This window comes from Companilactobacillus kimchii DSM 13961 = JCM 10707 (genome assembly GCF_001435445.1).
GTDB classification, from domain to species: domain Bacteria; phylum Bacillota; class Bacilli; order Lactobacillales; family Lactobacillaceae; genus Companilactobacillus; species Companilactobacillus kimchii.
In genome coordinates, this window is sequence record NZ_AZDH01000017.1 from 221,554 (window position 1) to 234,349 (window position 12,796).

General features: G+C 33.8%; 14 protein-coding genes. 10 read left to right on the forward strand and 4 right to left on the reverse strand.

All coding sequences use genetic code 11. The annotated features are described in order from the left end of the window. Positions 1–2: 2 nt before the first annotated feature. The 5 genes from FC97_RS07990 (at position 3) to FC97_RS08010 (ending at position 3,083) form a co-directional block, all read left to right on the forward strand. Positions 3–746, forward strand: a complete 744-nt coding sequence (locus tag FC97_RS07990) for an SDR family oxidoreductase (protein WP_054642222.1) — start codon at positions 3–5, stop codon at positions 744–746. A 14-nt stretch (positions 747–760) separates the two neighbouring features. Continuing rightward, a complete protein-coding gene (locus tag FC97_RS07995) occupies positions 761–1,399 on the forward strand; it encodes an NAD(P)H-binding protein (protein ID WP_054642223.1) in 639 nt (212 codons plus the stop codon). Positions 1,400–1,414: 15 nt separating this feature from the next. Continuing rightward, on the forward strand, positions 1,415–1,765 hold the full coding sequence (locus tag FC97_RS08000; protein ID WP_054642224.1) for a cyclophilin-like fold protein: 351 nt from the start codon (positions 1,415–1,417) through the stop codon (positions 1,763–1,765). 13 nt (positions 1,766–1,778) lie between these two features. Then, positions 1,779–2,438 (forward strand): NAD(P)H-binding protein, encoded by a 660-nt coding sequence (locus FC97_RS08005; protein ID WP_054642225.1) that lies wholly within the window; start codon positions 1,779–1,781, stop codon positions 2,436–2,438. Between the two features lie 111 nt (positions 2,439–2,549). Continuing rightward, positions 2,550–3,083 carry a TetR/AcrR family transcriptional regulator gene (locus tag FC97_RS08010; RefSeq protein ID WP_054642226.1) on the forward strand — a complete coding sequence of 178 codons (534 nt, stop codon included), beginning with the start codon at positions 2,550–2,552 and terminating at the stop codon, positions 3,081–3,083. Here FC97_RS08010 and FC97_RS08015 read toward each other — a convergent pair. After that, on the reverse strand, positions 3,072–3,905 hold the full coding sequence (locus FC97_RS08015) for an N-acyl homoserine lactonase family protein (RefSeq protein ID WP_054642227.1): 834 nt from the start codon (positions 3,903–3,905) through the stop codon (positions 3,072–3,074). The two genes, FC97_RS08010 and FC97_RS08015, sit on opposite strands and share 12 nt — an antisense overlap. Positions 3,906–4,264: 359 nt before the next feature. Here FC97_RS08015 and FC97_RS08020 point away from each other — a divergent pair, with 359 nt between their 5' ends. After that, positions 4,265–6,991, forward strand: coding sequence for an HAD-IC family P-type ATPase (locus tag FC97_RS08020; protein WP_054642228.1), 2,727 nt, complete (start codon positions 4,265–4,267; stop codon positions 6,989–6,991). Between the two features lie 29 nt (positions 6,992–7,020). Here the strand turns inward: FC97_RS08020 and FC97_RS08025 are convergent, their stop codons facing one another. Together FC97_RS08025 and FC97_RS08030 are read right to left on the reverse strand one after the other, a co-directional pair. Beyond that, positions 7,021–7,929: a LysR family transcriptional regulator gene (locus tag FC97_RS08025; protein ID WP_056968051.1), complete on the reverse strand. Its 909-nt coding sequence runs from the start codon at positions 7,927–7,929 to the stop codon at positions 7,021–7,023. A gap of 146 nt (positions 7,930–8,075) precedes the next feature. Then, positions 8,076–9,329 (reverse strand): bifunctional helix-turn-helix transcriptional regulator/GNAT family N-acetyltransferase, encoded by a 1,254-nt coding sequence (locus FC97_RS08030; RefSeq protein WP_054642229.1) that lies wholly within the window; start codon positions 9,327–9,329, stop codon positions 8,076–8,078. Between the two features lie 248 nt (positions 9,330–9,577). Between FC97_RS08030 and FC97_RS08035 the strand changes: the two genes are divergently transcribed. The 4 genes from FC97_RS08035 to FC97_RS08050 all read left to right on the forward strand — a co-directional run bounded on the left by FC97_RS08035 (position 9,578) and on the right by FC97_RS08050 (position 11,846). Beyond that, the gene (locus tag FC97_RS08035; protein ID WP_054642230.1) at positions 9,578–9,841 is read left to right on the forward strand and encodes a type II toxin-antitoxin system Phd/YefM family antitoxin; all 264 of its coding nucleotides are present in this window, start codon (positions 9,578–9,580) and stop codon (positions 9,839–9,841) included. Further along, complete coding sequence (locus FC97_RS08040; RefSeq protein WP_054642231.1) at positions 9,841–10,101, forward strand: Txe/YoeB family addiction module toxin; 261 nt, start codon at positions 9,841–9,843, stop codon at positions 10,099–10,101. The genes FC97_RS08035 and FC97_RS08040 overlap by 1 nt, the downstream gene beginning before the upstream one ends. 258 nt (positions 10,102–10,359) lie before the next feature. Beyond that, a complete protein-coding gene (locus tag FC97_RS08045; protein ID WP_054642232.1) occupies positions 10,360–10,563 on the forward strand; it encodes a hypothetical protein in 204 nt (67 codons plus the stop codon). Between the two features lie 713 nt (positions 10,564–11,276). Continuing rightward, positions 11,277–11,846, forward strand: a complete 570-nt coding sequence (locus FC97_RS08050; RefSeq protein ID WP_054642233.1) for a sugar O-acetyltransferase — start codon at positions 11,277–11,279, stop codon at positions 11,844–11,846. Between the two features lie 161 nt (positions 11,847–12,007). Here FC97_RS08050 and FC97_RS08055 read toward each other — a convergent pair whose 3' ends face one another. After that, a complete protein-coding gene (locus tag FC97_RS08055; protein WP_054642234.1) occupies positions 12,008–12,634 on the reverse strand; it encodes a TetR/AcrR family transcriptional regulator in 627 nt (208 codons plus the stop codon). Between the last annotated feature and the right edge of the window lie 162 nt (positions 12,635–12,796).

Consider the following 12,796-nt stretch of genomic DNA (forward strand, 5'->3'; position numbering starts at 1 on the left):
ATATGTCAGTAGAAAATAAAGTCGTTGTTATTACAGGAGCATCATCAGGTATTGGAGAAGCTACAGCTAAACTATTAGCTAAGAACGGTGCCAAAGTTGTTTTAGGAGCTAGACGTGAATCTCGTCTTCAAGAAATTAGTCAGGATATTATCGAAGCCGGTGGACAAGCTGCTTATCGTGTTACCGATGTTACTGAATCTGAAGATTTGAAAGCTTTAGTGAGCCTAGCCAAAGAAAAATTTGGAACTATCGATGTTATTTATAACAATGCTGGAATTATGCCTACATCCCCAATCAGTGCTTTAAAAGTTAATGAATGGAATGCCATGATTGACGTTAACTTGAAGGGTGTTCTTAATGGTGTCGCAGCGGTTATGCCCGATTTCACTTCTCAAAAGCATGGTCAAATCATTACAACATCATCCGTTGCTGGTTTAAAGAGTTTTGTTGGATCAGGTGTTTACGGTGCTACTAAATTTGCTGTTAGAAATTTAATGGAAGTTATCCGTATGGAAAGTGCTCAAGAACACACCAATATCCGTACTGCTACAATTTATCCAGCCGCCATCAATACCGAATTACTACAACATATTACTGATAAGAATGCTAAACAAGGGATGGACAAACTTTATCAATCAGTCGGTATCACACCTGACGCAATTGCTCGTGTAGTCAACTTTGCTATCGATCAACCGGAAGATGTTAATGTAAATGAGTTTACTGTATACCCAACTAAACAAGGATAATTAAGGAGAATAAAATGCAAAACGTTATTTTATTAGGCGCCACAAGCAATATTTCTAAATATTTGATTCCCATGCTATTGAAAGAAACTGATGTCCATCTGACATTATTCGCTAGAAATGCTAATAAGCGTTTAACGCAATTCAATAACAATTCTCGAATAACACTCTTTGATGGCAATTGGAATGAATTAAAGGACCTCAATCAAGCTATTGCCGGACAAGATATAGTTTATCTAGCCACAGGACACTTTGTAGAGGCAAATCAAAATGTTGTTCAAGCTATGAAACAGAATAAAGTTAGTCGTTTGATTGTTGCCGGTGGTCTCGGTATTTACGATGAAGTCGCCGGAAAATTTGGACAATGGAATGCTCGTATGATGGGAAATTATACCGTCATCAAACAAGCCGCTGCTGTCATTGATAATAGTGGATTAGACTACACTTTCTTTAGAATGACATGGCTTTATAACCAAGATGGTAATTACAACTATCAAGTAGTTCCTCAAGGTCAACCAATGAAGGGAACTCAAGTAACGCGTCAGGCCGTTGCTAAATTGATAACCGATATTGTTAAACAACCAACACTCTATGCTAAACAAAGTATCGGTGTTGTAGAGCCAAATACTGAATGGGACAAACCATCTTTTTATTAATTCAGGAGAAAATAAATGACAAAAGTAAAATTAATTATTAATAATCAAGAACTGACTGCCGATTTTGACGACAACGATACGTCTAGAGCCATTATGGCTCAATTTCCATTAAAAGTATCAATGATGAACCTCTACTCACGTGAAATGACTTATCGTTTTAAAACAGCCTTGCCTGCCAAGAAAGCCAAAACTAGCGGTTATGAAGTAGGTGACATTGCCTATTGGGCACCACGCCATAGTTTTGTCATCTTTTACAAACAGACCGGTGAGGTAATCGGTGATCTACAAAAGATTGGTCATATTAAAGATGACATCTCCTTCTTTAATCAATTAGGAGATGCCGATATAGAATTCTCTATAGAATAGGAGAGAACATCATATGAAAAAAGTATTGATTTTAGGAGCTTATGGTAAGATTGCTCGTATCGTAGAGAAAAGACTTCTAGATAATCCCAATTATCAATTAACTTTAGTTTTAAGACATGCTAATCGTTTGAATTCACTAAAGAATCACGATAATGTAACCGTAATTGAAGGGGATGTCAGCGATAAAGACTTTTTGACAAAGATAATTGCTGGTCAAGATATAGTTTATGCTAATCTCAATGGACAAATGGAACAATGGGCGCAAAATATTGTTTTCGCGATGCAACAAAACTCAGTAACACAATTAATTTGGATAACTGGTTCTGGACTTTATCATGAAGTACCTGATCCATTTGGTTCATGGGTTGAAAATTACGTTGGACATGCCTCAAAAGAAGATACTAGACGTGCTGCTAAAATTATTGAAAACAGTCAACTATCATATACCATTATCCGTGCCGCCTATATGACCGATGATGCTGAAGTTAATTACGAGTTAACTGAAAAAGGTGAAACTTTCAAAGGAACCATGATTTCTAGAAGTAGCATTGCGGACTTCGTTATTAAGATCATCGACGATCCTAATAAATATCAACGTGAAAGCTTTGGTATCAGTAAGCCTGGTACAGACGGTATGCTTCATCGTATTCGAGAAATTGAACATGATCTCTAAACACAAAAAGATCCTTACACTTTATTTATTCTGTAAGGATCTTTTTGTATTGCTTTGTTTTTGTTGAAACAGTAAGGTAGTTTTAGAAACTAAAGCAGGAAAGGTAAGTAAATGACTGAAGATTTGAGAGTAATTAAAACAATTCGAGATATTCAAAATGGTTTTATCCAAGTATTACAAGATAGACCTTTCGAAAAAATTACGGTAAATGACATATGTACCGCTAGTCTAGTTGGTCGCAGTACTTTTTACCATCATTATCAGGATAAGTATGACCTGTTGGCACAAATGAATCATACTCAGGCCAAAAAATTCAATATTCTTCTCTCCAACAGGATAGAACAATTAAATCAGGATGAACTGTTACTTAACCTATACAACAGCCTTGTTCCAGATAGTAAAGTAATCACTACATTAGTACAAGTATCTGATGTCAGAGATAATCTAGAAGCTACTTATTTCAAACTTTTGAAACAATATTTTATTAAAATATCATCACAAATTAAAATAGAAGTTCCTAATGATTTTTTGAGTGATTTTTATGCTAATAGCGCTTTAACAGCAATTCTTTGGTCTCTCAAACACGGTCACCAAGAAGAGATTTCCACATTTATGAATGGATTAGTTAAAAAATCAATAGGGTAATTCTATAATTTGGGAATCAACTTTAGGATCATGGTTAGCAATTGCAGCTATACATTTTTCACTGTGGGCTTGTTCCCGAACCCAACCTAAAGAGGTTATGGCATCCTTTCGATTAGTACAAATACCTGGTGTCAACATTTCTTCCCATGAACGAGCGGCATATCCAGTATCTGCTGCCAAAAGGACGTATTTGCCATCACTACCCTTGATCATAGTTGCCGACATCCCTGTAGCATGACCTGGCGTACGAATTTGTACAATGCTCCCATCACCGAAAAGATCAAAGCTTTCACCAAAGGGACCAATATCAGAATGATCATATTTGTAGGTCTGCACATTAACTCCTTTCCATTCTTGAGGCAAGTAAACCATTGGTAAATGATTAGCAATTTCCCATTCTGGTTGTGATACAAGAATATTCTTAGCATCCTTAACTTGCTTCAAACCGCTGACATGATCGCAATGCAAGTGACTCAATAATAAATAATCTATATCTGAAGGTTTATAACCAAGCTTTTGAAGTCGTTCATCAACCGACCAGCCTTGGGGAAGGTAACCAGTATTGATTTGTACTTGTGGTCCTAATTCTTTCCAGTTACTCTGTCTAACTAATTTATTCCAACCCGTATCAACTAGAATCAATCCCTTGGGATGCTCAATTAGATAACTTGAAACGGGTAATACAATTTGATTCTTTTCTGAACGGAACAAACCTGTAAAAGCCAAAGGGTTACGAAACTGTCCATGAAAAGGTAGGGCCTTATCTACCTTTACTAGACCTGTATGTAATATATGAATTTTAATTGATTGCTTGTTAGCCATTTTAAATGCCTCCGATTAATTGATGTCATCATCATACAAATTAATCATCACTTTGAATACAACCGAATTTATCGGATCTGACAGATAAGAGACACTCTGAAAAAATATGTTTCGTAACAAACAGATTCAGTTTATTTGGTTAAATGAAATATGTATTAAGAAATACAATTCTTCGGGCCATTAAAATTTTATTAGTTACTTATTAACACTATTAAGATAAAATATTATATATTAATCATATAAGGAACAGTTAATTAGTTTTTAAATACTGTACTGAAAGGGATGTGAGAAAATTGGTCTTTCTAACTTTGATTAAATATCAAAATACATCAGATAGATATAATTAGGAGAAATATTAAATGCTAGATGAAAATTCGTACCAAAATGATGAAGAATCCCAAGCGGATCTTCCCCCGAGTCACAAAGAAACGATTTGGAAATTAAATGAGGCACAGTTAAAAAAGATATACGGAACTGACCTCGAAAATGGGTTAACTGTTAATGAAGCTGAAAAACGTCTCAAACAGAATGGTAAAAATGAGTTAGAGGCCAAAAAGGTTTCTAAATTCGTTCAATTCATTAAACAGTTCAATAACAGTATTATCTATATCTTAGCTGCAGCCGCTATTATGACTTTCTTAATGCATCGTTATTCCGATTCAATTGTTATCGGCTTAGTTATTATTGCCAATGCCATTATTGGTTATATTCAAGAACAACAAGCTGGTAACGCTCTAGAAAAAATTCGAGAAATGTTGGTTTCTAAGAACTTTGTCTTTAGAGATGGCGAGAAATTAGAATTGGATGCTCGTGACTTAGTTGTTGGAGATTTAGTTAACCTAGAAGCCGGGGATGCTGTACCAGCTGATATGCGACTAATCTCTGCCGATAATTTAAGTATTCAAGAATCTGTTTTAACTGGTGAGACTAATCCAGTCAATAAGATTGAAGAACCAATGAATCAAGACAAGTTACCATTGGCTGAACGTCAAAATATGGTCTTTGCTTCAACCGCTGTTACTAGTGGCTCTGGACTAGGTATTGTTATTGCTACTGCCGGTGATACTGAAATTGGTAAAATTCAAGATTCTGTTGAAACAGTTAAAGAGAAGCCAACACCACTAATGCGTAACTTGAACTCATTAGGATTTGGTTTGTCAGTTGCTATTGTGATTACTGCGGTACTCTTGTTCGTGGTCGGGTACTTCCTTGATACTTATAGTTTGCCAACCTTATTGATATCAGTTATCACTATGGTGGTTGGTTCTATGCCTGAAGGATTACCTGCAAGTACTTCAGTTGTTTTAGCTATGGGAACACGTAAGATGACCAAGCGTAAGGTAATTGTCAAGTCATTACCCGCTGTTGAAACCTTAGGTGCCGTTGATATTGTTAATACCGATAAGACTGGTACTCTAACTAAAAACGAAATGACTGTTAAAAAAGCTGTTACCCCAGAACACACTTTCAGTATTACTGGTGTCGGTTATGATGCTAACGGTAGTCTTGATTTCGATGGTGAATTGGAATTAGGTACTGAAAAATACGATTGGCAAAAAGATGAAGGTATGAAATGGTTGGTCAACATTGCTGGTCAAACTACTGATGCCCAACTACATTTTGAAAATAATCGTTGGGAACTAACTGGTGAACCGACCGATGGTGCTTTAACTACACTTTATCGTAAGTTGACTGGTAAAGATCCTGAAGTAAATGAAATTGATTCACTGCCATTTGATTCAGCCTTTCGTTATTCAGCTCGACTAGTCGATTTTGACGATCAAAGAATCCTCATGGTTAAAGGTTCACCAACAACTATCATCAATGCTTCTAAACAGGGAACTGATGAAGCTTATTGGAACGATAAAATCACAGAATTATCAACTGATGGTCTTAGAGTTGTGGCTTTAGCCTATAAAGCAGTTGATTCATCTATTGATAGTATTTCTAAGAATCTTATCGAGAACCTTAATATGGCAGGGATGGTCGGAATCATCGATCCACCTCGTGAAGAAGCTAGAAAATCAATTCATGAATTAAGAATGGCTGGTATAAAAGTCAAGATGATCACTGGTGACCATCCCGATACAGCTTCTGCCATTGCTAAAAAGTTAGATTTAGATTCCGTTGTTAAGGCCATTACTGGTCCGGAAATTGACGCTATGTCTGATGAAGAATTAAAGAACAAGATCGACGACTATAACGTCTTTGCACGAACAACTCCTGCTAACAAATTACGTATTGTTAGAGCCCAACAGGCTAATGATCACGTTGTTTCTATGACAGGGGATGGTGTCAATGATGCACCGGCCTTGAAACAAGCAGATATTGGTGTTGCTATGGGTATCAAGGGTACTGAGGTTGCTAAAGAATCAGCTAACATGGTTCTAGCCGATGATGACTTCTCTGATATCGTTGTAGCCGTACGTGAAGGGCGCCATGTCTTCGATAACATTCGTAAAACAATTCGTTTCTTATTACCAACTAGTTTTGCTGAAGGTTTAATTGTTGTTATTAGTATTCTAATGGGACAAGAATTACCACTTTATCCAGCACAACTACTTTGGATCAATATGGTTTCAGCTTTAACGATTCAATTTGCATTCATCTTTGAACCACCAGAAGCCGGAATTATGGCACGTGGTCCGAGAAATGTTAAAGCGGGACTGTTGACCAAACTAGATACCTTTGAAATAATTTATGTTTCATTATTGATTTCCGGATTAGGTATCTGGGCCTTTGATTTCTTAACTGGTAAAGGTTTGCCAGCAATTGTAGGTAGTACGATGGCCTTGAACATCATTATTTTTGGTAAGATATTCTATCTATTCAACTTAAGAAATGATCATCCGGTCGTTTCTAAATACTTCTTCCAAAACAAGATGGCGTTCATAATCGTTGCAATCCTAATCGTTCTACAGTTGGGAATTATCTACTTACCATTTATGCAATCAATTTTTGAAACAACTAATATTAATTTCTACTACGGCTGGTTTATCCCAATCATGGCTGGTGTTATTGTTCTAGCCATTACTGAATTAGGTAAATTCATTCGCTTTAGAGTTTTGAAGAAAACAATTCACTAACAAAAAATCACTCTCAATCTTATCTATTTTTAGATTGAGGGTGATTTTTTCTGTAATAATCGTGTTATCTTCATTAGAAACTCTTCAACGTTGCTACCAGGTAACTTGGTAGTCAGAATACCATAAGGCACATGAACATCAGTCTTCAATGGTATTGAAACAAGGTTAGGGTGGATACTCTTCCATGGTGTTACTGTGATCAGAGGAATATTTTCTTCAACTGCTTGATTGAAGGTATTCATATCATATCGACCAGTGGTTTCTACTACTTTAATCTGTGGGTACTTATCATCGATTATTTTTCGTAGTTGATCATTAGTATCACTAATCCCTATTGGCACACTTAGTAAAGATTTTCCTTTGAGATTGTCAAAAGTTATTTCACTTAACTTTGCCAGGGGATTATCACTTCTTACGGCAATACCAAAATCATATTCTCCCAATGGAAGAGCCTTGAATGATTGTTTCAAAGTAGCATTATCAAATGTTCCTACTATTAAGTCACAACTTTTTCCTAGCATAGCATATTCACGATTTTTTGATTGCATATCTTCTTGCAACTGCACAATTCGGACCTGAAAATCCGACATTTGTGTGGTTATTTTTTTCCAAATATCCATAAAAGGTTCAGCGGGATGCAAAATTGAAGTTCCCACGGTAATAATATTTTGCCCTGAAAGGGATGCTTTTCTGGTTTCTTCGACGGCCGTATCCAATAAACTTAGAATCTGTTTAACATAAGGTAAAAATCTTTCACCCTCAACCGTTAATTCAGTTCCGGTGGCCTTACGTATGAAAAGTGTTAGATTCAATTCACTCTCTAAGCGATTAATCTGTTTCATGACTGCTGTTCCCGAAATAAAACTTTGTTCTCCGGCTTTAGTGAAACTGCCATACTGACTAACTCTGACAAATGTTTGTAGTTGTGTAATATCCATTGTAGTTATCCTCTGTCCTTAGTATAAACCTATGATTAATAACGTACTATATTGGAAAGTCAAAGAAGTAACAAGGCAAAGATTTTCAAGCGACTAAAAAACGTACTTTCATCAATATATAGTGAAGGCACGCTTTTATTTACAGTTTAGAAATACTTGACCGTACTACCTAACTTAAGAGGAACAAATCCATAACGAGAATATTTATCTATAGTTTTTGAATCGACTTTCCTTAATTGTGGTTCAATGAATTTAAATATATCACTGTATTCACTTGGTAACCCTGAAATACGTTGCTTGAGGTTTAAAGTTAAATCAGCTTGTAATAGAGCTGACCTTAAGCCAAGCAGTACCTTAATATAATCCTCATCATTATTTAAAGCCGTATAATACTTCAATAATTCTTTTCTAAAACCTTCATATTTATTATCTTGAACATTATTATAAGCGGTATCAATTAAACGCATTAATTCCGTCTTTTCATCAGCCATTATTTCATTCTCCTTCTGATATAACCATTTTTCTTCATGAATAGGGTGATCGGACCAATCGTTATTAACTTTCGATTCACTCAAAGCAAACTTGAATTTCCTGTATAGATTCCTTGCACCCGTGAGCTCATCAACTGTCCAAAGATAGACTTCATCAATACTATCCAATTTAACTTGGTCCATTAAAGCACCCAGCAATTTGGTTCCAATCCCTAAACCTTGATAGTCAGGATCAACGGCGAACCAACGTAACTGATATTTTCCAGTTGTATCTAGCACTAGAGAAACCGTTCCAACTCTTCGATTACCTAACTGAGCAATCCAGATAAGACTTTTTGATATATCATCCGTCAATTCAGCTAAAGCTTGTAAGACATACTTATGAAAAATTAGATTGAATGGTATTTCGGTAGAATAAATTCGACTATGTAGATCAGCAATAAAACCCAAGTCAGTCATATTACCACGACGAATCTTAATATTTTCTGTTTGTTGAAAAAGCGTCTGTGTTTCAGATACGTCATTAGCAAAAATTTTTAAAATAGAAGGGGTGTAATCTTTAAAAACATTCTTTAAATAAGAACTTGCTTTGTCAGCAAGTTCTTTATGCAGATCTTCACCGGAATCAGTTAAATCCAAAAGATAATGTCGTCTGTCTTCAGGATTGAGAGTACGTTTCAAAATGCCTTTTTTCTCCAATTTCGTCAACATCTTACTTAGCTGACCTTTATCAAAGCACAATTCATTTTGAATATCGGTCGCCGTACTAGAATGATGGAAATATAAAAAGGCTATAACTCGAGCTTCATTCATTGAAGGAAAGCCTTGATATAATTCCTTTTCAAAACGATTAAAGTAATTAGCATAGAAACGATTGAAATCTCTAATTCTTTCAATATCTTTATCCATAGAAATACCATCCTTTACAAGATAAGTATAGAATAACTAGTTGACATATTCAACTGTTGATTTTAGAAACCTTTATTTGAAAATTTTCAGAGAAAATTTATTTTATATATTGTGAATTTGATTTGGAAAAAGTATCAGATATTCTTGGATCCAATGCAATAATATCTATTTTTAGAAACCAAATAATTGACGTACTTAAAAGCGTACCTTATAATGAATTTTAGTTAAAAAGGAGGTATTAGAATCACATGCAAAGAATGGTCAATCCAACTCAAGCGCGTAAAGATTTTTACAAGATAATTAAATCAGTGAATGAAGATTCTACTCCGATTGAAATCAATGGTAGATCTGAAGATGACAGTGCTGTAATTATGAGTTCTAGAGATTACAAGGCACTACAAGAAACACTCTATCTCATGAATGATGGTACTCTTAATAAAGTACACAAAGCCGTAAATGATGACTCTGGAGATATGGATATTACTAATGGTGTTGATTGGGATAAAATCTAATGCCTAAATACCAAGTAATGTTTCGCAAGTCATCTAAAGGTGATTTAAAAAAGTTAAAACATAGTTCGTTACGGAAAAAATTCGATGAAATAGTCCAAAAATTATCAAAAAATCCATATGATCCTTCTAATAGCTTTGAAAAATTGGTTCCACCGGAAAATAACTTTTATTCTCGAAGGCTTAACATTCAACATAGAGTGGTTTACTCAGTTGATGAAGAACAAAAGATAGTTTATATCTATTCGGCATGGAACCATTAAGAATAACTTTTTAGATAGAAACTAAAAATGGAATTTTTCAAATTAGTTCTGCAAAGTATTATTAAATAATGAAATAGTCCATCAATATATGATGATAATTAAAAGGCTATAACTAGAAATTGTAAACTAATTTCTAGTTATAGCCTTTTTACTCAAATAATTCTAAAAGCAGGGCGGGTAATGTAATCAGCTGATAATATTTATGCGAATATCAGCGGCATTGATTTAGGTGCTAAGACTAAAAGCATTTTGGTGGCGATGAATCAAACTGATAAAACGCATTTAATACTCGTTGATACTTCAAAAAATAAGAATAGCCTTCAAGAATCTATTAATTTATTAGACCGTTTTGGAATCAATCATATTGATATTCAGCCTAATCAAAATAAGGACTTAACTGGAGAGTCTTTATATAAGATTGCCGATAACGTTATTCGACATATTTCAAATAGAGATTACTAAATTGTAAATTGTAAAAATAAAATTTAATACATCTAAAAAATAATTAAGACTATACCGCCAATCAATATTAATATGTAAAAAATTAATTTATCCGACATAATCTTTCTACCAAATTGTTTGGAATTACTAATATTACCAACAATAGCAAAAATTGCTAAGACTATTAACCCTATGCCCAAAAGTGTAATCATACAAAACCTCCATATTTATAAAAATCTCAACATATAATTTATTAGTAATTACATTATCTTACTTTTTCAGATTAAATAAAATACGGAGAAGAACTAAACATGAATTTTAGTTTGACAAAACATTTTTAACATAGCATATTAGTTTGCCAGTAAATTATAGGAGAGATAAATGATGAGAAAGGGTCGCTAAATTCTCTTTAGATAGGTTTGTTGATCATATATTATTCGGACTATCAACGATTATTGCCAATAAGTAGATGATTTTAGACCATATCTACGAAAACTTACAACGTATTCACTTATAGGTTTTAGATAATTTGCATAATATTGTCCACCTTTTGATACGATTTTTATATTTAATGATACTATTATTCCTTTTAATGTTTTAGCTATATTAGTATAGTTTATTTGAGTTACGATTAAATAGTTATTTATGTTGTAATTGAAAGTATTTCCAAAAATATTAATACTTCAATTCCAACAGAATCTAATTTTTGATGATGAAGGGAGAATAAACATATTATGAATGAATTTGAAAAATCACAAAAGGGATTACCACATATCTTTAGTTCAGAAATGATGGATATGTATCTGAAATCTGCTGAATTGACTGATGAGTATAATCAACTTCCAGTAAGAAATGAGGAGAAGAAGCAAAAATTGTTAGAGAAATTGTTGGGATCAGTAGGCAATGATGTAATGATTATGCCAGCCTTTCGCTGTGAATTTGGATTTAATATTTTTGTAGGTGATAGAGTATTTGTTAACTACAATTGTGTTTTTTCAGATAATGGTAAAATAACAATTGGTAATGATGTAAGAATTGCTCCTAACGTTGGGCTTTATACTGTAAATCATGCTTTTGATTCTGAAGAAAGAGCAGAAGGATTACAGATATACAAACCGATTGAAATAAAGGATAAAGTTTGGCTAGGGGCAAATGTAGTTGTGCTTCCAGGAGTGACGATTGGTGAGGGATCAATAGTTGGCGCTGGAAGTGTAGTTACTAAAGATATACCTGCTAGCGTAATAGCGGCTGGTAATCCATGCAAAGTAATTCGAGAGATCAGGGAAAGTGACAAATTGGTATGATTCATCAATAATCCTGAAAATTTATTCTATTTAAATCATTAAGTATTCTGACGATTCAATGCTTAGAGTCTCACTAATTGAGTCTCTATTTTTTTCTAATGAATTTTCAAATAAAATCAATTCATTCCTCAATACGATTTGACAAGGAGCCATATATTTAACTAATTTAAATGCGTCTTGATAACAGTATGAATGCTATTAATTCCGTACTTTTTTATGTCATCTTTTTCAGAAGATGAATGTTTGTTATACAATAACTCATCAACTAGGGCAGATATATAATCAAAAACAATAATAGATAAAAATCTAATTTCATGAACAGTCGTGTTATTTGCATAGTATAAAAAATACTCATAGATCAAATCCGTAATTTGGTCATTATGTCTCTTCCGCAGATCAAATACCTTAGGCACGACAAAAGACAACATCTCAATTTGTAAGTGAAACTCTTTATCTTCCGCATCAGTTAACTGATCTATTAAATAAGATAACCAAGATTTAGTATCGGTTTTAAACGCCTGAAAGGATTCTTGATTATTTATTTTCTTCAAAATAGGCAAAAAAGAATTATTATAATCATTCAAGAGTTCAGCAAGAATATCATCTTTACTAGAAAAGTATGAGTAGAGTGTTCCTATTGATACTCCAGTTTGTTTTGCAATTTCATTCGTTGAAACCTCAAAATAATTTTTTTCTATGAATAGTTTCTTTGCTGTCAAAAGAATCCGATTCTTCTTATCTTTACCTCTTTTTTGAACAGGGATTCTAGTATCTTTTCTTTTATCCATTTTTTCACTTCATTTATATTTTTTTGTAGTAGTTTAGTATATCACATAAGCATGAGTCCAAGCTCGTGTTTTTTGAAAATATTCTGATTAATATTATTTACAAAATACTGTTCTCAAGCCATTTTTTTGATACTCTTATTCAAAAGATGAGCTTTTACTCAT